General features: G+C 71.4%; 27 protein-coding genes. 17 read left to right on the forward strand and 10 right to left on the reverse strand.

The features are described from left to right. Nucleotides 1–33: 33 nt before the first annotated feature. Nucleotides 34–669, reverse strand: coding sequence for a class I SAM-dependent methyltransferase (locus EZM51_RS14165; protein WP_169053917.1), 636 nt, complete (start codon nt 667–669; stop codon nt 34–36). Nucleotides 670–768: 99 nt separating this feature from the next. On the opposite strand from EZM51_RS14165, the gene trxA reads away from it, so the two are divergent. The 13 genes from trxA (at nt 769) to EZM51_RS14225 (ending at nt 11,016) form a co-directional block, all read left to right on the forward strand. Further along, nucleotides 769–1,143: a thioredoxin gene (trxA, locus tag EZM51_RS14170; protein ID WP_136708958.1), complete on the forward strand. Its 375-nt coding sequence runs from the start codon at nt 769–771 to the stop codon at nt 1,141–1,143. A gap of 87 nt (nt 1,144–1,230) precedes the next feature. Next, the gene (locus EZM51_RS14175) at nt 1,231–2,964 is read left to right on the forward strand and encodes a SulP family inorganic anion transporter (protein WP_136708959.1); all 1,734 of its coding nucleotides are present in this window, start codon (nt 1,231–1,233) and stop codon (nt 2,962–2,964) included. Nucleotides 2,965–3,028: 64 nt separating this feature from the next. Beyond that, on the forward strand, nt 3,029–3,220 hold the full coding sequence (locus tag EZM51_RS14180) for a hypothetical protein (protein WP_136708960.1): 192 nt from the start codon (nt 3,029–3,031) through the stop codon (nt 3,218–3,220). Nucleotides 3,221–3,232: 12 nt separating this feature from the next. Further along, a complete protein-coding gene (locus tag EZM51_RS14185; protein ID WP_136708961.1) occupies nt 3,233–4,726 on the forward strand; it encodes a multicopper oxidase family protein in 1,494 nt (497 codons plus the stop codon). A 66-nt stretch (nt 4,727–4,792) separates the two neighbouring features. Continuing rightward, on the forward strand, nt 4,793–6,448 hold the full coding sequence (locus tag EZM51_RS14190; protein ID WP_136708962.1) for an FAD-dependent oxidoreductase: 1,656 nt from the start codon (nt 4,793–4,795) through the stop codon (nt 6,446–6,448). A 50-nt stretch (nt 6,449–6,498) separates the two neighbouring features. Then, nucleotides 6,499–6,624 carry a hypothetical protein gene (locus EZM51_RS21240; protein WP_282568146.1) on the forward strand — a complete coding sequence of 42 codons (126 nt, stop codon included), beginning with the start codon at nt 6,499–6,501 and terminating at the stop codon, nt 6,622–6,624. A gap of 53 nt (nt 6,625–6,677) precedes the next feature. Continuing rightward, nucleotides 6,678–6,833 carry a hypothetical protein gene (locus tag EZM51_RS14195; RefSeq protein ID WP_136708963.1) on the forward strand — a complete coding sequence of 52 codons (156 nt, stop codon included), beginning with the start codon at nt 6,678–6,680 and terminating at the stop codon, nt 6,831–6,833. Between the two features lie 11 nt (nt 6,834–6,844). Next, nucleotides 6,845–7,411 (forward strand): DUF4395 domain-containing protein, encoded by a 567-nt coding sequence (locus EZM51_RS14200; RefSeq protein ID WP_248305666.1) that lies wholly within the window; start codon nt 6,845–6,847, stop codon nt 7,409–7,411. 39 nt (nt 7,412–7,450) lie between these two features. Then, nucleotides 7,451–8,068 (forward strand): DUF2202 domain-containing protein, encoded by a 618-nt coding sequence (locus EZM51_RS14205; protein ID WP_136708964.1) that lies wholly within the window; start codon nt 7,451–7,453, stop codon nt 8,066–8,068. Between the two features lie 84 nt (nt 8,069–8,152). Beyond that, a complete protein-coding gene (locus tag EZM51_RS14210; RefSeq protein ID WP_136708965.1) occupies nt 8,153–8,866 on the forward strand; it encodes a hypothetical protein in 714 nt (237 codons plus the stop codon). 14 nt (nt 8,867–8,880) lie between these two features. Further along, nucleotides 8,881–9,360 carry a hypothetical protein gene (locus tag EZM51_RS14215; RefSeq protein WP_136708966.1) on the forward strand — a complete coding sequence of 160 codons (480 nt, stop codon included), beginning with the start codon at nt 8,881–8,883 and terminating at the stop codon, nt 9,358–9,360. A gap of 85 nt (nt 9,361–9,445) precedes the next feature. Further along, the gene (locus EZM51_RS14220) at nt 9,446–10,078 is read left to right on the forward strand and encodes a DUF305 domain-containing protein (RefSeq protein ID WP_136708967.1); all 633 of its coding nucleotides are present in this window, start codon (nt 9,446–9,448) and stop codon (nt 10,076–10,078) included. A gap of 236 nt (nt 10,079–10,314) precedes the next feature. Beyond that, nucleotides 10,315–11,016: a hypothetical protein gene (locus EZM51_RS14225; protein ID WP_136708968.1), complete on the forward strand. Its 702-nt coding sequence runs from the start codon at nt 10,315–10,317 to the stop codon at nt 11,014–11,016. A gap of 48 nt (nt 11,017–11,064) precedes the next feature. Here EZM51_RS14225 and EZM51_RS14230 read toward each other — a convergent pair whose 3' ends face one another. The 4 genes from EZM51_RS14230 to EZM51_RS14245 are packed head-to-tail and all read right to left on the reverse strand — an operon-like array spanning nt 11,065 to nt 14,170. Further along, complete coding sequence (locus tag EZM51_RS14230; RefSeq protein ID WP_136708969.1) at nt 11,065–12,582, reverse strand: 2Fe-2S iron-sulfur cluster-binding protein; 1,518 nt, start codon at nt 12,580–12,582, stop codon at nt 11,065–11,067. Further along, the gene (locus EZM51_RS14235; protein WP_136708970.1) at nt 12,579–13,544 is read right to left on the reverse strand and encodes an FAD:protein FMN transferase; all 966 of its coding nucleotides are present in this window, start codon (nt 13,542–13,544) and stop codon (nt 12,579–12,581) included. The genes EZM51_RS14230 and EZM51_RS14235 overlap by 4 nt, the downstream gene beginning before the upstream one ends. A 1-nt stretch (nt 13,545) precedes the next feature. Beyond that, nucleotides 13,546–13,770, reverse strand: a complete 225-nt coding sequence (locus EZM51_RS20860) for a hypothetical protein (RefSeq protein ID WP_211195921.1) — start codon at nt 13,768–13,770, stop codon at nt 13,546–13,548. 37 nt (nt 13,771–13,807) lie between these two features. Further along, entirely contained in the window at nt 13,808–14,170 is a 363-nt protein-coding gene (locus EZM51_RS14245; protein ID WP_136708971.1) for a hypothetical protein, read from the reverse strand. Nucleotides 14,171–14,281: 111 nt separating this feature from the next. Here EZM51_RS14245 and EZM51_RS14250 point away from each other — a divergent pair, with 111 nt between their 5' ends. After that, the gene (locus tag EZM51_RS14250; protein ID WP_136708972.1) at nt 14,282–14,959 is read left to right on the forward strand and encodes a response regulator transcription factor; all 678 of its coding nucleotides are present in this window, start codon (nt 14,282–14,284) and stop codon (nt 14,957–14,959) included. Nucleotides 14,960–14,984: 25 nt separating this feature from the next. Beyond that, a complete protein-coding gene (locus EZM51_RS14255; RefSeq protein ID WP_248305667.1) occupies nt 14,985–16,373 on the forward strand; it encodes a HAMP domain-containing sensor histidine kinase in 1,389 nt (462 codons plus the stop codon). Nucleotides 16,374–16,376: 3 nt separating this feature from the next. Here EZM51_RS14255 and EZM51_RS20605 read toward each other — a convergent pair whose 3' ends face one another. From EZM51_RS20605 to EZM51_RS14275, 5 genes are all read right to left on the reverse strand, one after another. After that, nucleotides 16,377–16,526, reverse strand: coding sequence for a hypothetical protein (locus tag EZM51_RS20605; RefSeq protein WP_169053918.1), 150 nt, complete (start codon nt 16,524–16,526; stop codon nt 16,377–16,379). Then, on the reverse strand, nt 16,523–17,188 hold the full coding sequence (locus tag EZM51_RS14260; protein WP_136708973.1) for a dienelactone hydrolase family protein: 666 nt from the start codon (nt 17,186–17,188) through the stop codon (nt 16,523–16,525). Before EZM51_RS14260 ends, EZM51_RS20605 begins: the two co-directional genes overlap by 4 nt. A gap of 93 nt (nt 17,189–17,281) precedes the next feature. Next, the gene (locus EZM51_RS14265; protein WP_136708974.1) at nt 17,282–18,427 is read right to left on the reverse strand and encodes a HAMP domain-containing sensor histidine kinase; all 1,146 of its coding nucleotides are present in this window, start codon (nt 18,425–18,427) and stop codon (nt 17,282–17,284) included. Next, nucleotides 18,414–19,157, reverse strand: coding sequence for a response regulator transcription factor (locus EZM51_RS14270; protein WP_136708975.1), 744 nt, complete (start codon nt 19,155–19,157; stop codon nt 18,414–18,416). Before EZM51_RS14270 ends, EZM51_RS14265 begins: the two co-directional genes overlap by 14 nt. A gap of 96 nt (nt 19,158–19,253) precedes the next feature. Beyond that, the gene (locus EZM51_RS14275; RefSeq protein ID WP_248305668.1) at nt 19,254–20,231 is read right to left on the reverse strand and encodes a calcium/sodium antiporter; all 978 of its coding nucleotides are present in this window, start codon (nt 20,229–20,231) and stop codon (nt 19,254–19,256) included. 103 nt (nt 20,232–20,334) lie between these two features. Between EZM51_RS14275 and EZM51_RS14280 the strand changes: the two genes are divergently transcribed. Next, complete coding sequence (locus EZM51_RS14280; protein WP_169053919.1) at nt 20,335–20,988, forward strand: sigma-70 family RNA polymerase sigma factor; 654 nt, start codon at nt 20,335–20,337, stop codon at nt 20,986–20,988. A gap of 1 nt (nt 20,989) precedes the next feature. Beyond that, complete coding sequence (locus tag EZM51_RS14285; RefSeq protein ID WP_136708978.1) at nt 20,990–21,730, forward strand: hypothetical protein; 741 nt, start codon at nt 20,990–20,992, stop codon at nt 21,728–21,730. The last annotated feature ends 266 nt before the right edge of the window (nt 21,731–21,996 follow it).

A 21,996-nucleotide genomic window follows, 5' to 3' on the forward strand; every position in this document is an offset into this window, starting at 1 on the left:
CCCTCTTTCGAATGGGGTCCCGTTGTTCGGAACCTAGCAGATCGCGATGAGCAGCGTGTCGATCGCCTCGGTGGCATGGTCGCCCGGATGCTCGGGATCGGTGACGGTGTCACGCCGGAAACGCTCCGCCGTGATGATGTGAAGGCCCTCGACCGCCTCGCGGAGCAGCTCCGGGGTGTGCAGCACGGCGGGATTCTTCGGGCCGGGAGCGCCCGCGGCGAGGTTCTCGATGTCGTGGCTGATCACGATGAGCGTGCCTCCGGGTGCCAGCCACGTCGAGGCGCGGGCGAGCACCGACCGCATTGCCGGCGCGGGGAGCTGGAGGTACGTGATGGTGATCAGGTCGTAGTCGCCGTCGGGCTGCCAGCCCGTGACATCCGCCTGCACCCAGTCGATGCCCTCCGGGGCGTGCGAGCGCGCGAGTTCGAGCGCCTCTGCTGAGAAGTCGACGGCCGTCACCGACCAGCCGCGGCGAGCGAGCCAGGCGGCATTGCGCCCGTCCCCGCAGGCGAGGTCGAGGGCGCGCCCCGGAGCGAGGGCGCCGGCGACCCGTCGGAGCTCTCCGTGCGGCTCGGCCGCCCACTCGCGCCCGCCCGCTTCGGCGGCGCTGCGGTAGCGCGCGTCCCATGCGGCGGCATCCGTGCTGGGCGTCTCGTGCGTCTCGGGCACCTTCGGTGTCCCTTCTCTGGAATAAATACCCCGGGGGTATTGCTTATACTACTACGAGGGCCGACCTCCGGCCCACCGAATCTCACTCAGAGGGAACCAATGGCTACCACCAACCTGACCGTCGAGTCCTTCGGCAAGACGATCGCCGAGAACGACATCGTCTTCGTGGACTTCTGGGCCGCGTGGTGCGGTCCGTGTCGCATGTTCGCGCCCGTCTTCGAGGCTGCGTCCCAGCAGTACCCCGACATCGTGTTCGGCAAGGTCGACACCGAGGTCGAGCAGCAGCTCGCCGCGGCCGCGAACATCACCTCGATCCCGACGCTGATGGCCTTCCGCGACCAGATCCTCGTCTTCTCGCAGCCCGGTGCGCTCGGCGCCGCGCAGTTCGAGCAGCTCATCACCGCGGTGAAGGGCCTCGACATGGACGAGGTGCGCAAGAGCCTCGACGCCCAGGACGCCGCCGCGACCGCGTAACCGCCACGGCGTCGCATCCGACGCCCCATCGCCTTCGGCCTGCGCGCCGACTCCTCCATCCGCGATGATGGAGCGCGAGGAGTCGAGATGGCCGCGAAGGGGATGGGGCGGTGGCTGCCGCCCGGCGTCGACACGGCGCTGCACTACCGGCGGGCGTGGCTCTGGCCCGACCTGCGGGCCGGCGTCGTGGTCACGGCGCTGCTCATCCCCGCCGGGATGGGGTACGCGCAGGTCGCGGGCCTGCCACCCGAGACCGGCCTGTACGCGACCATCGTGCCGCTGCTGGCGTACGCGGTGTTCGGTCCGAGCCGCATCCTCGTGCTCGGACCCGACTCCGCACTCGCGCCGATCATCGCGGCGGCGATCCTTCCGCTCGCGCTCGGCGACGACGAGCGCGCCGTGGCGCTCGCCGGCCTGCTCGCGCTCATGGTCGGCGGCATCCTCCTCCTCGGAGGCATCCTCCGCCTGGGATTCGTGACCGACCTGCTGTCGAAGCCGATCCGCGTCGGCTACCTCAACGCGGTCGCGCTCATCGTGATCATCTCGCAGGTGCCGACGCTGCTCGGCTTCTCCACCGACGCCGATTCGCCGTCGGGCGAGGTGCTCGCGATCGCGGCCGGCATCGCCGACGGCGAGGTGCGGCCGCTCCCGCTCGCGTTCGGGTTGGGCTCGCTCGCCGTGATCCTGGCGTCCACCCTGCTGAAGTCGCGGGTGCCCGGAGTGCTCGTGGCCGTCGTCGGCGCGATGCTCGTGACCGCCCTGTTCGGACTGTCCGACGAGCTCCCGGTCGTCGGGGCGCTCCCGCAGGGCCTGCCCGCCCCGGCCCTCGGGGGGCTGCAGTGGGCGGATGTCGCGGCCCTCGCGCTGCCCGCGGCGGGCATCGCGCTCGTCGCCTTCACCGATACCGCCGTGCTCTCGCGCACGCTCGCGGCACGCCGCGGCGAGACCGTGAGCGGCAGCCGCGAGATGGCCGCCATCGGCGCTGCGAACATCGCGGGCGGCCTGTTCGGCGGGTTCCCGATCTCGGCGTCCTCGTCGCGGACCCCGGTCGCCGAGCAGGCCGGCTCGAAGTCGCAGCTGACCGGCGTGGTCGGCGCCCTGCTCATCGTGCTGTTCATGCTGCTCACCCCGGGGCTGACCGATCTCCTGCCGTCGGCGACGCTCGCCGCGGTCGTGGTGATGGCCGCCGCCCGGCTCGTCGACGTGAGGGGCTTCCTCCGGCTGGTCCGCATGGACCGCGTCGATGCCGCCCTGTCGGCGGCGGCGTTCGTGGGCGTCTTCGTGTTCGGGGTGCTCGAGGGGATCGCGGTCACGATCGCGCTGTCGCTGCTGGCCTTCGTGAACCAGTCCTGGCGGCCGTACCGTGCCGAACTCGGCCGGGTGAAGGGCCTGCGCGGCTACCACGACCTCTCGCGGTACCCCGAGGGCGAGCGGATCCCCGGCGTGCTGATCCTGCGGTTCGACGCGCCGCTGTTCTTCGCCAACGGCGGCATCTTCGAGGATTTCGTGCGTTCCAGGGTCCAGGCGGCCGGTCCCGGCATCCACACCGTGATCCTGGCCGCGGAGCCGATCACCGACATCGACACGACCGCCATCGACGAACTCGTCGAGCTCGACGACTACCTCCGCTCGCATGACGTCACGCTGGTGCTCGCCGAGATGAAGGACCCGGTCGTCGACGTGCTGCGGGCGTACGGGCTGGCCGACCGGTTCCCGCCCGAGCGGTTCGCGCCCACGGTCGGCGCCGCGGTCGACGACGTCACGGGCACGCTTCGCGGCGACCTGGGCGGCACCAAGTGGGACCGCGACGACGACGAGTAGCGGGGGCCGAAGGTCCCGACCGGGGCGCGGCCCGGGTGCGTACCCTGACAGCGGAGGTGGGCTCATGGCCGACAGGAACTCGAACGCCGGATGCTTCGCAGGCGGCGGTGCGATCTACGGACTCGGCATCATCGGTGCCTGGGTCTTCTTCTTCCAGCGGGCCGACGCCTTCTGGGAGTTCATCTGGGCGTTCTTCCAGGGCATCTTCTGGCCGGCGTTCATGGTCTACGAACTGTTCCGGACCCTCGTCAGCTGACCGGGGCGTCCCGTGGAACCCGTCACCCGCCGGAATGTCCTGATCCTCGGCGGCGTCGCTGCCGCAGCCCTCGCCGGCGGCGGGCTCATCCTGTGGAGCGAGGCGCAGCGGGGAGAGCCCGAACCGCAGGCGACCCCGACGCCGGGACCGTCGCCGACCGGAACGCCTCCCGCCCCCGATGCGGACACCGGCACGCTCGTCGAACCCGCGGTGCTGCAGAGCTCCGGCGGACGGCTCGAGCTGACCCTCACCGCGGCCCTGACCGAGGTCGTGGTCGCCGGCCGGCAGGTGCGGGCGCTGACCTTCAACGGCAGCCTGCCCGGCCCCACGCTCCGGGTCCGCCCGGGCGACCGGATCGCACTCGCCTTCCGCAGTGAGCTGGACGCGCCGACGAACCTGCACACGCACGGACTCGTGGTCTCGCCCGAGGGCAACAGCGACAACGTGTTCGTCATGATCGAGCCCGGCGCCGGATTCGACTACGAGTACGAGTTGGGCGACGACCATCCGCCCGGGGTGTTCTGGTACCACCCGCATCACCACGGCAACTCCGCGGAGCAGCTGTTCCGCGGACTCTACGGAGCGATCATCGTCGAGGACGACGAACCCGTCGAGGCGACTCGCGAGCGGCTGCTCATCGTCTCCGACATCGCTTTCGACGGCGACGACGTGCATCTGGCATCCGCTCCCGAACGGATGCTGGGCCGTGAGGGCGACATCGTGATGGTCAACGGGCAGGTCGGTGCGACCCTCCTGGCGAAGCCGGGGGAGCGGGAGCGATGGCGCATCGTCAACGCGTGCAGCTCGCGCTACCTGCGGCTGCGCCTCGACGGGCAGCGGATGCAACTGCTCGGCGTCGATGCCGGGCGCTACGCCGAGCCCGCCGACGTCGATCAGATCGAGCTCTTGCCCGGCAATCGCGCCGACGTCATGGTGACCGCCGTGGAGGGCACGAGCGTGCTGCAGACGCTGCCCTTCGACAGAGGTGGGATGGGCATGCTGGGCCGGCCCTCGAGCGCGACGACCGGTGCCGACCTGCTCACCATGACCGTGGCGGGGGCGGCGGCGACGGCGCCGAACCTCGCGGTGCCGCTGCCGACCACGCGCGACCTGCGCACCGAGCAGATGACCGGATCGCGCACGATCACGCTCGCGATGGGACCGGGGCGCGGTGGCGGCGGGATGAGCTTCACCATCGACGGCCGAGAGTGGGACCTCGACCGCATCGACGCCGAGGTCGCCGCCGGTGCGCTCGAGGAGTGGACGATCGTCAACGCGAGTCCGATGGACCACCCCTTCCACCTGCATGTCTGGCCCATGCAGGTGATCGAGGTCGCCGGTCAGCCCGTGAGCGGCACCGACTGGCGCGACGTGGTGCCGGTGCCGGCCCGGAGCCGCACGGTCGTGCGCATCGCATTCGAGGGGATCACCGGCAAGACGGTGTTCCACTGCCACATCCTCGACCACGAGGATCTCGGCATGATGGGCAACGTCCGCACGAGCTGACGCGCTTCCTGCGCATACCCTGAGGGTATTTTGACAATACCCCGGGGGTATCCGTACGATGGTGCCATGACCACGCGCTACCTCATCATCGGCGGAGTCGCCGGCGGCATGTCCGCCGCCACGCGACTGCGGCGACTCGACGAGGACGCCACCATCACGGTGGTCGAGCGCGGTGGGCATGTCTCGTTCGCGAACTGCGGACTCCCCTACTACCTCGGCGGCGTCATCGAGGAGCGCGAGAGCCTGCTCCTGCAGACCCCCGAGTCGCTGCACAGCCGTTTCAACCTCGACGTGCGCGTGCGCACCGAGGCCGTCTCGATCGATCGCGAGGCCAAGACCGTGCGCGTTCGCGACCTGGTCACGGGCGAGGAGACCGACGAGGCCTACGACGCCCTCGTGCTCTCGCCCGGCGCCACGCCCGTGCGACCGCCCCTCCCCGGCGGGGAGCGCATGCTCACCCTGCGCGACATCGACGACGTCGACGCCGCGATGGCCGAACTCGCCGTCGCCCCCGAGAGCGCGCTGGTCATCGGCGCCGGCTTCATCGGCCTCGAGATGGTCGAGAACCTCGTGCACCACGGTCTCGCCGTGACGCTCGTCGAGCTCGGCGACCAGGTGCTGCCGCCGCTCGACCCCGAGATGGCCGGACCCGTCGCCGACCGCCTCCGCGCCGCCGGCGTCGACATCCGCCTGGGCACGCAGGTCACCGAGCTCGGCGCCGACACGGCGATCCTCTCCGACGGGTCCGAGGTGCCCGCCGAGTTCGTGCTCGCCTCGATCGGCGTACGACCCGAGACGGCCCTCGCCGCGGCCGCCGGCCTCGAGATCGGCGAGCGCGGCGGCATCCGGGTCGACGACCGGCTCCGTACGAGCGACCCGCACATCTTCGCCATCGGCGACGCGGTCGAGAAGACCGACGCGGTCTCGGGCGAGCAGCGCCTCGTCGCGCTCGCCGGACTCGCCAACCGCCACGGCCGCCTCGTCGCCGACGCGATCACGGGCCGGACGATCCACGTGCGCGACGCGCTCGGCACCGCCGTCGTCGGCGTGATGGGCCTCACCATCGCGGCGACCGGCTGGAACGAGAAGCTGCTGCGCCGCTCCGGCCGCGACATCCGCGTCATCCACACCCACCCCGCCTCGCACACCGGCTACTACCCCGGTGCGGAGTCGATGTCGCTCAAGCTCGTCGTCGATGCCGCGAGCGACCGGATCCTCGGCGCCCAGGGCGTCGGCGGCGACGGGGTCGACAAGCGCATCGACGTGATCGCCACGGCCATGACGGGCGGCATCACCGCCTCGGAACTCGCCGACCTGGAGCTGGCGTACGCGCCGCAGTACTCGTCGGCGAAGGACCCGGTCAACATGCTCGGCTACGTCGCCCTCAATGCGGCCGAGGGTCTCACGCCCTCCATCCAGTGGCACGAGCTCGAGGCCGAGGTCGACGCGGGCGCGACGGTGGTCGACGTACGCACGCGCGAGGAGGTCGCCGATGGCGCGATCCCCGGCTCGATCAACGTCCCGCTCGACGAGATCCGGTCGCGCCATGGCGAGCTGCCCGACGGGCGCCTCGTCGTGCATTGCGAGGTCGGCCAACGCGGTCACACCGCCGTGCGACTGCTCGCGCAGCTCGGCCGCGAGGCCGTCAACCTCGACGGCGGCTACCTGACCTGGAGCGCCGGCACGCGGGCGCGATCCGCGATTCCGGTGCTCGTCACCTAGAACGTATCCACCCATCACACCCACCCACCACACACAGAGGAGAACCAACCATGTGCAGCCCCGTTTCGTGCACCTGCGGAAAGACGACCTGGGCCGGTTGCGGCCAGCACGTCGACAGCGTCAAGCAGTACGTCCCCGCCGAGGAGTGGTGCGACGGCACCCACGACGAGCGCTGAGCGCCGTCGACGACCCGAACCCGAACCCGAACCCGAACTGAGGAGAACCATCCATGTGCAGTGCCGTCACCTGTCGGAAGTGCGGAAAGACGACGTGGGCCGGCTGCGGCCAGCACGTCGACCAGGTCATGCGCGGCGTGCCGCGCAGCCAGCGGTGCGAAGGGCACGCGAAGGAGCCCGGCTTCTTCTCGCGCCTCTTCTCGAAGTGAGGTGACGACCCGTGGCGAGGCCGGCGACGCCCGACACTGACGTCCCCGTCATCGGCGAATACGTGGATGGCATCGACATCCCGGTCGTGAACGAACGTGCGGTCCGGGCATCCGCCGGGCTGCTGTTCCTGTTCGGGATCATCGCCGTCATGACCGGCGCGCTGACCGGGGACCTGCAGCTGCTGCGGGCGTTCGGCATGACGTTCCTGCTCGACATGTCGATGCGGCTGTTCGTCGGCACCAGGTACACGCCGAGCCTCGTCATCGGGTCGCTCATCGTGCGGCGCCAGCGCCCCGAATGGGTCGGCGCGCAGCAGAAGAAGCTCGCCTGGATCATCGGTCTGGTGCTGGCGTTCGTCTCGTGCACCGCGATGGGATTCCTCGGCGTCGCCGCCGAGATCCAGCTCGCGATGTGCAGCATCTGCCTGGGCCTGCTCTTCATCGAGAGCGCCTTCGGCATCTGCGTGGGTTGCGAGTTGCAGCGCCTGTTCAGCAGGGAGAAGCCGCAGCTCTGCGCGGGGGACACCTGCACCTATGTGCCGCCGAAGCGCGGCGAGCGCCATTCGGTGCGCCAGTGACCGGCGACTCACGCCGGTGCGAATGAGAAAGGCACGGTCATGAAGAAGCAGACCATCATCACCACGAGCATCGTCGCGGGCGCCGTGGTGCTCGCCGGCGTCGGCGTCGCCGTCGCACTGGCGAACGCCCCGACCGGGGCGCCGGATGCCGCGCCGACGGCGGTCGCGACCACCCCCGCCGAGGCGCCGTCGACCGACGAGGCGGTCGCCACGCCCGAGCCCGCGGCCGCGCCCGCCTACGACACCACGACGGCGCTGCTCTTCCTCATCGAGGAGGAGAAGCTGGCCCACGACGTGTACGTCACCCTCGGCGACCTGTGGGGGTCGAACATCTTCACGAACATCGTGGAGAGCGAGACCACGCACCAGGAGCTCGTCGCGCCCCTGCTCGCGGACCGCGGCATCGCCGACCCGCGCTCGACCGAGGTCGGCGTGTTCACCGATCCCGACCTGCAGGCGCTCTACGACGACCTGATCGCGCGCGGCTCGACGAGTCTCGACGAGGCGATCCAGGTCGGCATCCTGATCGAGGAGAAGGACATCGCCGACCTCAGCGTCGCCATCGCCGCCGAGGACGAGGCCGATGTGGTGAGCGTGCTCGAGCGGCTGCTCGCCGGATCGGAGAACCACCTGGACGCGTTCCAGCGCCGGGCCTGAGCGGTTCGAAGCCTGAACGGGGAGCCGTGGTCGATGTCGGCCACGGCTTCCCCGTTCTGCGCCACCGAGCGTAGCCTCGGAACCATGGGAGCAGACCAACGGCGCGGGATGGCGCGCTTCGGGTTCTGGGTCGCGATCGCGACATCCGTCATCACCGTCGTGACGTTCGCGCTGGCGCTCACCGCCCTGCCCGACGTGGTGCCGTACCCGTTCACGGACGAGGTCGTCGCCGACCAGTGGCCGGGCGACTACGTCTGGATGTACCCGGCGATGGTGCTCATGCTGCTCGTCGTCGCCCTCGTTGCCGCGGTCCACGAACTCGCGCCGCCGGGGCGGCGGGTCTTCAGCCGACTCGCCTTCGGAGTCGCCGTGGTGGCCGCCGCGGTGCTGCTCATCGACTACTACGTGCAGGTCACCGTGCTGCAGCCGAGCCTCGAGAAGGAGCAGCTCGACGGGTGGGCGATGCTCACGCAGTACAACCCGAACGGGGTGTTCATCGCGCTCGAGGAGCTGGGATACCTGCTGATGGCGGTGACCTTCCTCTGCCTCGCGCCCGTCTTCGCGCGCCCGACCGGACTCGAGCGGGCCGTTCGCTGGCTCCTCCTCGCGAGCTTCGCGGCGTCGGTCATCTCGCTCGTGACGATCTCGGCGCTGCAGGGCATCGACCGCGGCGACGACTTCGAGATCCTCGTCATCAGCATCGTCTGGCTGACGCTCATCGCCGCCGGGGTGCTGCTCGCGCTCGTGTTCCGGCGCGCCGCCGGGGAGCCGATTCCCAGCCCGCACCGAGACTCCTGACGGATCCTGATTCCATGGGCCTGCCGATGCGGATGCCCACGACCGTCGCGTGGGTCGTGGTGGCGCTCATGGTCGCCCTGGCGCCCCTCTTCCACGCCATCTGCATCGCCCCCGCCGAGGCCGCCTCGGCGACGCACGTCATGGCCGACGGCACGGTGATGACGGTGTCGTCGACGACGGATCACGGCGATCGCGCCGCCGGAGCCGTCGACCTGATCGCGGCGACCGGCGCGACCGCGCAGACCGCGCAGGAGCCGCTCGCGAGCGCCATGCCCGCCACCGAACTGCTCGATGCGGCCGGGGTCGTCGTCGTCATCGTGGTCTTCGCGGGCCTGGGCCTGCTGTGGCTGGCCGTGCTCGTGCGACGGTGCCGGATGCTGCCGGCCCGAGGCATCCCACCGAGACGGGGCCCTGCCGCCGCGAACCGGCGCGACCCGTGCGCCCGGTCATGGACCGACGTCGACCTGCACCGTTTGGGGATCTCGAGGACGTGATGGGCCTCGTGCGCGCGGGCGGGGCATCCGCTCGTTCGCCGACCGTCACCGAGACACTCTTCAACCGACGCAAGGAAGCACCAGCATGTTCACACGCAGGAACCGCGCTGCCGTCACGGCCGCGCTCGCGCTCGCCGCAGCCCTCGCCCTGACGGGCTGCACGATCAACCTCGGCGACCCGGGGGATGCCGGCGACCGGGGAATCGGCGACCACGGCCCGGGCCAGGGCCCCATGGGCGGCGGGTACTCGGACTCCGATGAGTTCAGCCCCAGCGACATCATGTTCGCGCAGATGATGATCCCCCATCACCAGCAGGCCGTCGACATGTCCGACCTCGCGCTCGAACGGTCGACCGACCCCGACGTGGTCGAACTCGCCCAGCAGATCCGCGATGCGCAGGCGCCCGAGATCGAGCAGATGGAGGACTGGCTCGACGCCGTCGGGGCGGGCACGTCGATGGGTCACTCACCGTCCGACATGGGCATGGGCATGGGCGGCATGCTCGGCGAGGAGGACATGGAGGCGCTCGAGAACGCCACGGGTTCCGAGTTCGATCGGCTCTACCTCGAGGGCATGATCGAGCACCACGAGGGCGCCATCGAGATGACCCGGATGATCCGGGACTCGGGCAACGACGAGGTGCGGGCACTCGCCGAGGCGATCGTCGAGAGCCAGACGGCCGAGATCGAGCGCATGGAGGAGATGCTCGCCGGCTAGGAGATGCGACCGTGGTGCCCGTCGACTCGAACGGGCACCACGGCGCCGCGCGGGGCAATCGGAGTTGCGCCGTGTGGAGACAGAGCGAACCGGCTCCGCGCGATCATCCCGGCGGGGTGTCTCCGGAGCCGTTCGGGCGCTTGAACCGGAGACACGTATCCGGAAGTATCGACCGTGTGACTCGCCTCCTCGCTCGACGGTCTGCCACGGCCGCACGCTGGTCTCTCGCCCTTCCGGTGGCATCTGTCATCGTGCTGGCCGGGTGCGCCGCGCCGTCGCCGGATGCGGGGCCCACGGCCACACCCACCGAGCCGACATCGGCCGTGGTGAGCATCGAGATGCCCGATCTGGCGCCCTACCCGGAGTCTGATCCGCCGCTGACGGAAGCTCAGTCGGAGGCGAAGCGACTCGAGGACGCCGACCGGCGCTGGCAGGGGGTGCTGTCGGCGTACCCGGACGCGGTCCGACCCGACGTGGCCTTCGCCGGCTACGTCACCGACGAGAACCGTATCGAGGTGCTGCGCGCCTGCTATCAGGCGGCCGGCCTGCACGTCGAGGAGGGCAGAACGTTCGGGAACACCGACGGCCCGCCCGATTCCATCGGCTGGTCGGGTGACGGCGAAGCCGACGTGATCGCAGCGTATGCCTGCGACACCGCGCATCCGACGAAGATCACGAATCCGGGCCCGAACAGCGCCGAGCTGGGGTGGATCTACGACTACCTGACCGACTTCTACGCCCCCTGCCTGGAGGCCAATGGCATCGAGGTCCCCGAGCCGCCCGGGCGCGACATCTGGGTCGAGACGTGGCCGGGATACGTCTGGTTCCCGTCAGTCGGCGACGACCCACGATTCCGGGAACCGGAAATGGATGCCGCACTGCACGAAGCCTGTCCGGATCCGGACACATTCGTCCTGACGGTGCTCCGCGCCGACTGACCGGTGTGCTCACCGCCCCGACCTGCCCTGCGTCGGCGCCCGCGGCTCCTAGAGGTCCAGCGACAGCTCGGGGCTCAGCGCCCGGGAGACGCACGGGTACATCACCCCTGCCGCGTCCTTCGCGGCGTCGTCGGTCACCGAGTCCAGGTGCAGCGGCGTGCCGCCGAGCACGCGGAGTTCGCAGGTGCCGCACACGCCCTTGCGGCACGACCCGGTGACGGGCGCCCCGGCATCCTCGAGCACGTCGAGGATGCTGCGGTCGGCGGGGACCTGGAACGACCCGACCCCCGGCATCTGGACGTGCACCGGCTGCACCACGATGCCGGCCGCGCGGTCGGCCGGCACGAACCGTTCGATGTGCAGCCGTTCGGCGGGCACGGCCGCGGTGAGCTCGTCCATCAGCCCGGCGGGCCCGCAGGCGTACACCTGAGCGCTGCTGAGCGCGGCCTCGGCGGCCGCCGGATAGCGTCCGGCCTGCTCGTCGGCGGCGTGCACCCTGACGCGACCGGGGTACCGGGATTCCAGCAGGTTCACGAACGGCATGGACCGACGCGATCGGCCGAGATAGACGAGCGACCAGTGACGGGATGCCGGGAGCGACGCGATCATCGACGTGAGCGCCGTGATGCCGATCCCGCCGGCGATGAAGAGGTAGTCCCGAGCGGGCTCGAGCTCGAAGTGATTGCGCGGCGGTCCGACCTCGATGGCCTCGCCGACGCGCAGCGACTCGTGGACGAACCGGCTCCCGCCCGCCGAACGTTCCGAGAGCTGCACCGCGATGTCGAAGCTGCGGCGGTCGGCCGGGTCGCCGCAGAGGGAGTACTGCCGCTCGAGGCCGTTCGGGAGGTGCAGGGTGAGGTGCGAGCCGGGCGCCCAGACCGGCACCGGCCCACCGTCCTCGGGCGCGAGACGCAGGCCCAGGACGCCCTCGGCGAGCGGCAACCGCTCCGCGACGACGACGCGGAGCCGCTCGTTCCGCTGCGGCACCTGACGTGCCCGCTCCGCCGCCCGCTGCCGTTGCGCGGCGACCGAGCCCACGACCTGCCGAACCACCACCGCGAGCATGGTGGCCACGATGAGCGCGGTCGACACCATGATGTACCACCACGTGCCCGTGTCCGACCCGGCGAACGCGGCGTGGAACGCGACCAGCGCCACGACCGCGTAGCTCGCGAAGTGCATGGCCTTCCACGCCCGTCGCGGAATCACGCGCATCATCAGTGACGAGAGGGCGACGGCCGCCATGAGGTAGAGCGCGACGATGCCGAGCGCGAGGGGGAGTGGTCGGAACTCGGACGCGAACGGCACGAGCGCTGCGACCGGACCGAAGCCCGTCTCGTCGCGCAGATAGGGGTCGAGCAGCAGGGACCCGACGTGCACGAGCGTCATCACGATGGCCGTGCCGCTCAGGTAGCGGTGCAGATCCTTCAGCCACGCCGGGTTGTCGGCGGCGCGGAGTACGCGGGTCGACAGCAGCACGCCCCAGAGCACGGTCGCGGTGAGAAGCGACCACGCCACGATCGCGCTCGCCCGCGAGACGTACCACCAGAACTGCGGGTCGGTCACCGGTACCGGCTCCAGTTCTCCGAGACGTGCTCGGCGCCGTCGGCCGTGACCGCGAGGCCGGCCGCGCCCTGGCTCGGCAACCACGCGAGGTATTCGTCGATCGGGCGCAGGAAACCGGGCTTGGTGAGCGACTCGGCGCGCGCCCCGGTCGCCGCGATGACGGTGACGGTCTGCACGTCGGTCGAGATGCTCCGGATGCCCCGGGGATCGAGCAGGTGGTGGGTGTCGGTGCCGTCGGCGGCGGCCCAGCGCAGCTTGCGCTGGCTCGAGGTGGCGACGGCGCCGCGCGCGAGGCGGATGGTCGCGAGATGCCGGGCGGGGTCGAACGGGTCCTCCACGCCGATGCGCCAGGCCACGCCGTCGGGCGCGACGCCGCCGACGACCACGTCGCCGCCGAACTCCGCCATCGCCCCGAGCGCTCCACCGGCGAGTGCCTGCTCGACCGCGAGGTCGGCGGCGAGCCCCTTGCCGATGCCGCCGGGGTCGAGCGTGGTTCCACGTCCGAGGGTGATGCGCTCGCCGTCGACGCGCACCGAGTCGACGCGCCCCGGCGCCACCGCCGACGGGGGCAGCGACGTCGTCAGCTCGGGATCCACGCGCGAGGCCGCGTACCCGGCCGCGACGAGTGCCGGCAGCAGGGTGGGGTCGAAGTCGCCGTCGGTGCGGTGGTACGCGTCGAGCATCTCGCGGACGAGGCGCACGGTGAGGGGATGCACCCGCCGCGCGGCGCCCTCGGCGAGGTTCAGGGCGGTGATGTCGCTGTCGGCGCGGAACCGACTCCAGAGCCGGTCGAGCCTGCGGGCGAGCGAGAGCGCCTTCCGTGCCTCGTCGGCCCCGGCCCCGACCACCGTCATCGTGAAGCGGTTGCCCATCCGGCGTGCGCGCGCGGTTGCGACGGCGGGCCGGCCACCGCCCGCGGTGACCGCGGCGAGCACGGCGTCCTGTGCGATCGACGTGGGCATGTCAACCTCCGGAACCGCCGGTCGTGGCGTCGACGGGTGCGCTCGGCGCGACGTCGGGTGCCGGTGCGGGAACGGCCGCCGGCGCGGCCGGCGCCGGGGCTGCGGGCGCGGGCGCCGGCAGCGTCGAAGGCGCCTGCTCGAGCTCGGGCGCCGCGGGGGCGGCCGGCGCCGGGATCAGGACGAATCCGGCGAGCATGCCGCCGAAGGCCGCCCCCGAGATCGTCACCACGGCCACCCGTGCGACACGGGCGGGGTGTCGTCGATCAGTCGTCGTCGTCCTCGTAGCCGTGGTCGTCCTCGTCATCGTGGGACTCGTCCTCATACTCGTCGTCGTACTCGTCGTGCTCCTCGTACTCGTCGTCGTCGTATTCGTCGTCGTAGGACGAGGAGCCACCCGTGCTGCCGTCGACCGGGAAGCCGGTCGCGGGTGCCGTCGAGGCGGGCGGGGCGGTGGGGGTGGGCACCGCGCCGAGCGGTGCCTCGTCGCCGGTGAGGCTGACGACGCTCGAACTGGTGCCGCTCTGCGGGTCGAGCACGCCGAGCGTCTGGGCGTTCGCGGCCATCGCAGCCGAGGCGGCGCCGACGACACCCAGCACGGAGAGGGTGGTGATGAATGCGGTCTTCATGGCTTCAACGCTACGGACGGGACGGTGAGCGGCGGCCCCGGGGACATCCAAGGTTCGTCCAATTTCCGCGGCATCAGGCCGGGTGGTGCGTCTCGCACCCAGAATGGTGGCATGCGGGTGCTCCTGATCGAAGACGACGCCGCGATCGCGGCGGGGATCCTCGACGCCCTGCGCCAGGCGGGATTCGACGCCGCCCACGCGGCGACCGGCACGGCGGGACTCGAGGCGGTCGAGGGCGGCGACGCCGACCTGGTGCTGCTCGATCTCGGCCTGCCCGACCTCGACGGCGTCGAGGTGTGCCGCCGCATCTGCGCCACCTCCACGCTGCCCGTCATCGTCGTGAGCGCCCGGGGCGACGAGTTCGACCGCGTGCTGGCGCTCGAGATGGGCGCCGACGACTACCTCGTGAAGCCGTTCGGCTTCCGCGAGCTCGCCGCGCGCATCCGCGCCGTCACGCGGCGCGTCGCGCAAGCGGAATCGGCGACGCCGAGCGCGACGTCGCGGACCTTCGGACCGCTCACCCTCGACGTGCGCAGTCGCAGGGTGAGCCTCGACGATGAGCCCGTGCACCTCACGGCGAAGGAGTTCGAGCTGCTCGAGTACCTGACCGGCGACCCCGGTGCCGTGATGCGCCGCAGCGACATCCTCCGCGACGTGTGGGGCACCAGCTGGTACGGCACCACCAAGACCCTCGACGCGCACGTGGCGGCGATCCGCAAGAAGCTCGGCGACGCCGGGTGGATCGAGGCGGTCCGCGGAGTCGGCTTCCGATTCGGGGAGCCGGGGTGAACGGGCGCGGCGGAGGCATGTCACCGTGAGGCTGCGTCTCGTGCTCGCCATGATGGGGTTCACGCTGCTCGTGCTGGCCGTGCAGAACGTGCCGTTCGCGTTCTACCTCGCGGAGGTGGAGCAGGAACGACTGGTGACGACCCTGGAGCGCGACGCCTTCGTCCTCGCCGCCAGGCTCGAAGACCAGCTCGAGGCGGGAACGGCGGCGACCGATCCGACGGCGGGCGAGCTCACGGCGGAGTACAGCGCCCAGAGCGGCGCCCGCGTCGTGGTCGTCGACGCCGACGGCGTCGTCGTGGCCACGAGCGACGCCGACCAATCGCGGGTCGGCGTGTCCTACGCGTCCCGGCCCGAGCTGGAGGCCGCCCTCGACGGCCGGATCGCGAGCGGGGAGCGGTTCTCCGAGACGCTGCAGGTGAGCCTGCTCTACGTCGCGGTGCCCGTGCAGAGCGGCGAGGGCGTGCTCGGCGCCGTGCGCCTCAGCTATCCGGCCCAGGTCGTGACGGATGCCGCGGCGCGGCAGGTCTGGGGCCTCGCCGCGGTCGCCGCCACCACGGTGCTGCTGGCGGGGCTGGTCGCATTCGTCTTCGCCTCGGGCGTGACCCGGCGGCTGCGACTGCTCCAGGCGGCGACGGAGCAGCTCGCGCGGGGCGACCTCGCCGCCCGTGCCGACGAGAGCGCCGGCGTGCCCGAGGTGCGATCGCTCGCGCATTCGTTCAACGTGATGGCCGAGCGGCTCGCGACGCTCATCGAACTGCAGCGGTCGTTCGCGTCGGATGCCTCCCACCAGCTGCGAACGCCGCTCACGGCCCTGCGGCTTCGGCTCGACGGCGCACGCGAGCTGATCGACTCCCATCCGGATGCCGCGGCCGAGCGACTCGCGGCCGCCGATGCCGAACTGGACCGCCTCGGTTCCCTCATCGACGGACTGCTGACCCTGAGCCGCGCGGAGGCCGAGTCCGCCGCCACCGGCGTGCACGACGTGGCGGAGACCGCGCGGGAGCGTGTCGAGCAGTGGCTCCCGCTCGCGCAGGAGGCGGGCATCGCCATTCGCTACGAGGGCCCGGCGAGCGCTCCTGCGGTGGCGGTCGACACCGCGGTGGAGCAGGTGGTCGACAACTTCCTCGACAACGCCCTCGGCGTCAGCCCCGCCGGCTCGACGATCACCGTGCGCGTCGAGGCCGCCGACCGGGTGACCGTGCACGTCCTCGACGAGGGACCCGGGCTCGCGCCCGAGCAGCGCGAGCGGGCGTTCGATCGCTTCTGGAGGGGCTCCCCCGACGGCGAGGGCAGTGGCCTCGGCCTCGCGATCGTGGCGCAGCTGGCCCGGGCGAGCGGCGGTTCCGCACGACTCGAACCGCGCCCGGGCGGCGGCATCGACGCATCCCTCACCCTGCCGGCTGCACCGCGCTGACGTTCAGCGCGTCCTCGACCGGGTGCTGCTCGTCGGGCGGGATGGCGCGGCTGAGCAGGTCAGCGCGATGGTCAGGATCGCCGCGCCGATCCACAGGTACATGAAGCGGTGCAGCCCCGCCGGGTCGCGGCCGGCGGCGGCGGGGCTGGTCACGCCGCGGATCCGAGGTGCCGCAGGAACCAGTCTCGCGCGAGATCCGCCACCTGCTCGAGCGTGCCGGATTCCTCGAACAGGTGCGTGGCGCCCGGCACGATCTCGAGTTCGGCGGGGCAGGTCAGCTGGGCGAGTGCCATTCGATTCAGCTGGATGACGGTCGTGTCGTCGCCGCCGACGATGAGCAGGGTGGGCGCGCGCACGTCGGCGAGCTTCGGGCCGGCGAGGTCGGGGCGACCGCCGCGAGACACCACGGCGGCGACGTCGACCATCGGATCGGCGGCCGCCTGGAGGGCGGCCCCGGCACCCGTGCTCGCACCGAAGAACCCGATCGGGCGCCCAGCCGCCTCGGGGCGCTCGCCGAGCCAGCGGACCGCCGTGATGAGCCGGTCGGCGAGCAGTTCGATGTCGAACACGTTCGCCCGATCGGCCTCCTCCTGCACGGCGAGGAGGTCGACGAGGAGCGTGCCGAGGCCCGCCCGCTGCAGCGTCTCTGCGACGAAGCGGTTGCGTGGGCTGTGCCGACTGCTGCCGCTGCCGTGGGCGAACACGACGAACCCCGTGGGCTCGGGCGGCACCGCCATCGTGGCGGCGAATTCGACGCCGCGATCGGGGATCCGCACCTCGAGTTCGCGGATCCCGTGCTCTCCAGGGTTGCCCATGATGCCGTCCCCTCCGTCGTGCGCAGGTGACGATACGCCGCCCGGGGCCCCGTCGCCGAGTCGAAGGTCCCGCGGGATCGCGCGCGCTCGGCGTCAGACGCCGAGCGACGCATCCCGCGGCAACAGCAGGTCGAAGCGGCAGCCGCCGGGCACGTTGCGCACCGCGACCTCGCCGCGATGGGCGCTCATGATGCCCTTGACGATCGCGAGCCCGAGTCCCGCGCCGCCCGAGGCGCCGTCGTGCAGCGACGGCGTGCGGGCCTTCGAACCGCGCCACGCGGGCTCGAACACGCGCTCGAGGTCGGCCTCGTCGAGGCCGCCGCCCTCATCGATGACCGACACCATGGCGCGGTCGTCGACGAGCCCGACCGCCACCGAGATGGGCGTTCCGGGCGGCGTGTGCTGGATGGCGTTCATGAGGAGGTTGCCGATCGCCCGCGAGAGTTCGCGGGGGTCGGCCATGACCACGAGGTCCTCGGCGAGCGGCGACTCGATGCGGATGTCGCGACCGCGTGACGCGGGACGGAGGTCCGCCACCGTGTCGCTCACGACGTCGGAGAGCGACACCTCCTTCAGCGAGAGGTGCAACGCGTCGGAGTCGATCTTCGACAGCTCGAACAGGTCGTCGACCATGCTCGACAGCTGGTCGACCTGCATGCGCATCTGCCGGTGGTAACGGGCCGGGTCGGGCGCGATGCCGTCCTCGAGGGCCTCGGCCATCGCGCGGATGCCCGCGAGCGGCGTGCGAAGGTCGTGCGAGATCCACGCGACCAGTTCCCGGCGCGACGCGGCGATGCGCTGCTCGCGCTCGCGGGACTCGGCGAGCTTCGCGCTCGTCGCGACGAGTTCGTCGGCCAGGGCGTTCAACTCGCTGTTCGAGTACCGGCCCGCCGACTCCAGCCGCTCGCCGTCGGCGATGCGGCGCGCGGCGTGCGACAGCGTGCGGGAGTTGCGGGCCACGAGCCAGCCGAGCACGGCCACGAGTGCGAGCGACACGACGCCCGAGATCGCGGCGACCGCCACCGCGACGGTGAGGTCGTGCTCGGAGAGGTACATCTGGTTCGCGACGCCCACCATGCCGGCGACGACGGACACCATGGCCGCGAGCACGAGCACGCACACCTGCACGACCACCGACGCCCGTCGCAGCGCGAGCAGCGCCACCACGCCGAGCCCGGTGACGACCGCCGTCGTGGCGAGTGCGATCCCGGCGATCGCCACGAGATCAGACCACGGCATCCTGGGCACCCCCGATCGTGAACCGGTATCCGACGCCCCACACGGTCGTGAGCAGCGCCGGCGAGCGCGGGTCGCGCTCGATCTTCTCCCGCAGCCGGCGCACGTGCACCGTCACCGTCGAGAGGTCGCCGTAGGTCCAGCCCCACACCGTGCGCAGCAGGTCCTCACGGCTGAAGACCTGGTTCGGATGCTTCAGCAGGAACTCGAACAGGTCGAACTCGCGCACCGTCAGCTGCAGCTCGGCACCGTCCCTCGTCGCGATGCGCGCCGACGGGTCGAGCCGGAATCCGCCGTACTCGAGCACGGACTCGGGGGTGAACTCGTCGATCGAACGACGCAGCACCGATTGCACGCGCAGCACGAGCTCACGTGGCGAGAAGGGCTTGGCGAGGTAGTCGTCGGCGCCGGCCTCGAGGCCGGCGATGCGGTCGTCCTCGGACCCGAGGGCCGTGAGCAGGACCACCGGGGTCGCGACGCGCTCGCGCAGCCGGCGGAACACCTCGAGCCCGTCGATGCCGGGCAGCATGCGATCGAGCACGATGAGGTCGGGCGCGAACCGTTCGGCGGCGTGCAGCGCGGCGAAGCCGTCGCCCGCCTCCTCCACCACGAATCCCGTGGCGCGCAGGTAGCTCGAGGCGACCTCGGCGACCGTGGGGTCGTCGTCGACGAGCAGCACGCGTCGGCCCACGAGGTCCTCGTTGCCGGTCGGCGATGGGGCGGCGGCGGACACGCTCACAGACTACGTCCGCACCGGGCGTGCGGGTGGGGATCGCGGGCATCCGTCCCGGTTCCGTAAGACCTGCCGGTGCCCGGGTGCGGGCCGGCCTCAGGTGCGGAGGAAGACGAGGGTGCCGAGGTACACCACGTACGCGACGACGAACGCCGCGCCCTCCAGGCGCCGCATGCGACTGCCGGTGATGAAGACGGGGATGCAGGCGACGGTGGCGGCGACCATGACGGGGAGGTCGATCGCGATGAGCTCCGGTTCGACGCGAACGCCGTCGGACGCGACCATGCTCGTCACGCCGAAGATGAAGACGATGTTGTAGACGCTGCTGCCGATCAGGTTTCCGACCGCGATGTCGCGTTCGCGGCGGATGGTCGCGACGATCGCGGTGACGAGTTCGGGTGCCGACGTGCCGATCGCGACGATCGTGAGACCGATGAGCGCCTCCGAGACGCCGAAGCCGCGAGCGAGGTCGACGGCCCCGTTCACGAGCCAGTCGGCACCGACGACGATGACGCCGATACCCGCGACGAGCCAGATGACGTCTCGCACCGTTCGGCCCTTCGCCGAGACGGCTCGGATGCGGGGCTCGCCGAACTCTCGCGCGAACTCGACCCGCGTCGCGACGCTCTCGTGATGCGCGGCCCGCACGATCAGGACCGAGTAGAGCAGGCCGAGCGCGATGAGGGCGGCGCCGTCCAGACGGGTCACGACGCCGTCGAGGGCGACGAGCAGCAGCGCGACCGCGGCCGCGACCATGATCGGGAGGTCCAGGCGGATGACCTGGGAGCGCAGCGTGAGGGGTTGCACCACGGCCGCGAGTCCGAGGATGAGCAGCAGGTTCAGGGTGTTGGTGCCGGCGATGTTGCCGAGCGCGAGCGAGCCGCTGCCCCGCAGGGCGGCATCGATGCCGATGGCGAGTTCGGGGATGCTCGTGCCGAGCGACACGACGGTGACGCCGATCACCATGGGCGAGATGCCGAGTCGGGCGGCGAGGCGGGTGCCGCCGCGCACGAGGAGCTCGGCTCCGCCGATGGTGGCGAGGAGGCCGACGAGGAAGACCCAGAACCCGGTCACCGTTCGCACCCTACCGGAGTGCCTCCGAGCGGCGCCGAGGTGCCGCCGCCTGTGGATCATCCCACCCGACGGCCCGCGCGATCCCCTACACTCTGACCCCGACATGGCTGACCCCGAGAGCGCACTGTCCCGCGCGACCTCCCGCCGGAGGTCGGCGTCACGCTCGGCACCCTCCGACGCCGCCCCCGACGATGCGTTCCAGGCGGTGCTCCTCGCCGCGCAGTCGGGTGCGCAATGGGCGTGCACGAACCTCTGGGTCGACCACGCGCCCGCGGTCGTGGCGTTCCTCCGCGCCCGTGGGTCGCAGGAGCCCGAAGACCTCACGAGCGAGGTCTTCCTCGCCGTCTTCGACAGTCTCGACCGCTTCCACGGCGACGCGGCGGCGTTCCGCACGTTCGTGTTCACCATCGCCTATCGACGCCTCGTCGACGAACTGCGGCGACGGTCCAAGCGCGGCCACCACGTCGAGTGGAGCGACGAACTCGACGAGCGTCGCAGCCCGAGTGCCGAGCAGGCGGCGATGCACCAGATGTCGGATGCCTCGACGCGGGCTCTCCTCGACGGGCTGCCGCCCGACCAGCGCGACGTCATGGTCCTGCGCATCATCGGCGACCTCACCGTCGACCAGGTCGCCGACGTGCTCGGCAAGCGTCAGGGCGCCGTGAAGGCCCTGCAACGTCGCGCGCTCGAGTCGTTGCGAAAGAAGTTCGCCGGAGGCCGTACCCCTGGAGCGGCATCCATCGATAGCGGGGAGTGAGATGAGATCACACCGGATCACCGACGACGACGCTGCGGTCGTGATGCGCGGGCAGGAACCCGAAGCCCGCGACGACCTCGCGGTCGTGGCACATGCCGTCGCGGCGTTCCGGCGTGACTCGCTCGAGCCGCCACCGCGGCCCTCGGCTGCGCTGGCGGCCCGCCTCGACCTCGAACGAGTGGCGAGGCTCACGCCTTCGGCAGACGGACAGTACGCAACGACTTCGGCGACGGCACCCGCGAACCGGGTGTCGACGCCGGGAACACGGAGAAGAAGAGTGGCACTGAGCGGATTCATGGGCCTCGGCCTCGCGGCGAAGATCGCCATCGGAGCGGGCGCGGCAGCGCTCGTGGGCGTCGGCGGCGCGGGCGCCGCGGGCGCGGCGGGCGTGCTGCCCGAGGACGCGCAGGTGGTCTTCAACGAGGTCACCGGGCACCCGGGCAACAACGTCAGCGAGACCGGTCTCGAGAACAGCGAGTTCGGCCAGCAGACCGCCGAGGATGCGCGCCAGAAGGGCGAGGAGAAGCGCGAGGCTGCGCTCGAGAACGCCGAGGAGAAGCGTCAGGCCGGCCTCGAGAACGCCGCCGAGCACGCCGAGAACGGCCAGGAGACGGCCGGCGAGCACGCGCAGGACGGGCTGGAGACCGCCGAGGAGAAGAGCCAGGGCGGCAAGGAGGCCGCCGAGGGCGCCGGCGACATCGCCGACGAGAAGACCCAGGGCAAGGCCCCCGCGGGCGACTGACGCCTCGAAAGATCCCCCCGGGAATCGGACCCTCGCCACTCGGCGGGGGTCCGATTCTCGTCCGGGCCGTCTCTGGTGCCGGTGCGCGATGGAAGGCGTCGCCCTATGGAGATCGAGAAGTCGCGTTTGCATGGTGCGACCCTGCATTCGTGACTTCTGGATCGGGACATCGATGGGGGCGTCGCCGAACGGAAATCGAGAAGTCGCGTTTGCATGGTGCGACCCTGCATTCGCGACTTCTGGATCGGGACATCGATGGGGGCGTC

This window comes from Agromyces sp. H66, assembly GCF_004959775.1.
Taxonomy (GTDB): Bacteria; Actinomycetota; Actinomycetes; order Actinomycetales; family Microbacteriaceae; genus Agromyces.

Coding starts and splice junctions, on each gene's coding strand:
- EZM51_RS14210 (WP_136708965.1), top strand. CDS start 8,153: ATGGGAGCAGACCAACGGCGCGGGATGGCGCGCTTCGGGTTCTGGGTC.
- EZM51_RS14195 (WP_136708963.1), top strand. CDS start 6,678: ATGTGCAGTGCCGTCACCTGTCGGAAGTGCGGAAAGACGACGTGGGCC.
- EZM51_RS14215 (WP_136708966.1), top strand. CDS start 8,881: ATGGGCCTGCCGATGCGGATGCCCACGACCGTCGCGTGGGTCGTGGTG.
- EZM51_RS14220 (WP_136708967.1), top strand. CDS start 9,446: ATGTTCACACGCAGGAACCGCGCTGCCGTCACGGCCGCGCTCGCGCTC.
- trxA (WP_136708958.1), top strand. CDS start 769: ATGGCTACCACCAACCTGACCGTCGAGTCCTTCGGCAAGACGATCGCC.
- EZM51_RS14250 (WP_136708972.1), top strand. CDS start 14,282: ATGCGGGTGCTCCTGATCGAAGACGACGCCGCGATCGCGGCGGGGATC.
- EZM51_RS14260 (WP_136708973.1), bottom strand. CDS start 17,188: ATGGGCAACCCTGGAGAGCACGGGATCCGCGAACTCGAGGTGCGGATC.
- EZM51_RS14175 (WP_136708959.1), top strand. CDS start 1,231: ATGGCCGCGAAGGGGATGGGGCGGTGGCTGCCGCCCGGCGTCGACACG.
- EZM51_RS14205 (WP_136708964.1), top strand. CDS start 7,451: ATGAAGAAGCAGACCATCATCACCACGAGCATCGTCGCGGGCGCCGTG.
- EZM51_RS14285 (WP_136708978.1), top strand. CDS start 20,990: ATGAGATCACACCGGATCACCGACGACGACGCTGCGGTCGTGATGCGC.
- EZM51_RS14235 (WP_136708970.1), bottom strand. CDS start 13,544: ATGCCCACGTCGATCGCACAGGACGCCGTGCTCGCCGCGGTCACCGCG.
- EZM51_RS14280 (WP_169053919.1), top strand. CDS start 20,335: ATGGCTGACCCCGAGAGCGCACTGTCCCGCGCGACCTCCCGCCGGAGG.
- EZM51_RS14245 (WP_136708971.1), bottom strand. CDS start 14,170: ATGAAGACCGCATTCATCACCACCCTCTCCGTGCTGGGTGTCGTCGGC.
- EZM51_RS14190 (WP_136708962.1), top strand. CDS start 4,793: ATGACCACGCGCTACCTCATCATCGGCGGAGTCGCCGGCGGCATGTCC.
- EZM51_RS14180 (WP_136708960.1), top strand. CDS start 3,029: ATGGCCGACAGGAACTCGAACGCCGGATGCTTCGCAGGCGGCGGTGCG.
- EZM51_RS14265 (WP_136708974.1), bottom strand. CDS start 18,427: ATGCCGTGGTCTGATCTCGTGGCGATCGCCGGGATCGCACTCGCCACG.
- EZM51_RS21240 (WP_282568146.1), top strand. CDS start 6,499: ATGTGCAGCCCCGTTTCGTGCACCTGCGGAAAGACGACCTGGGCCGGT.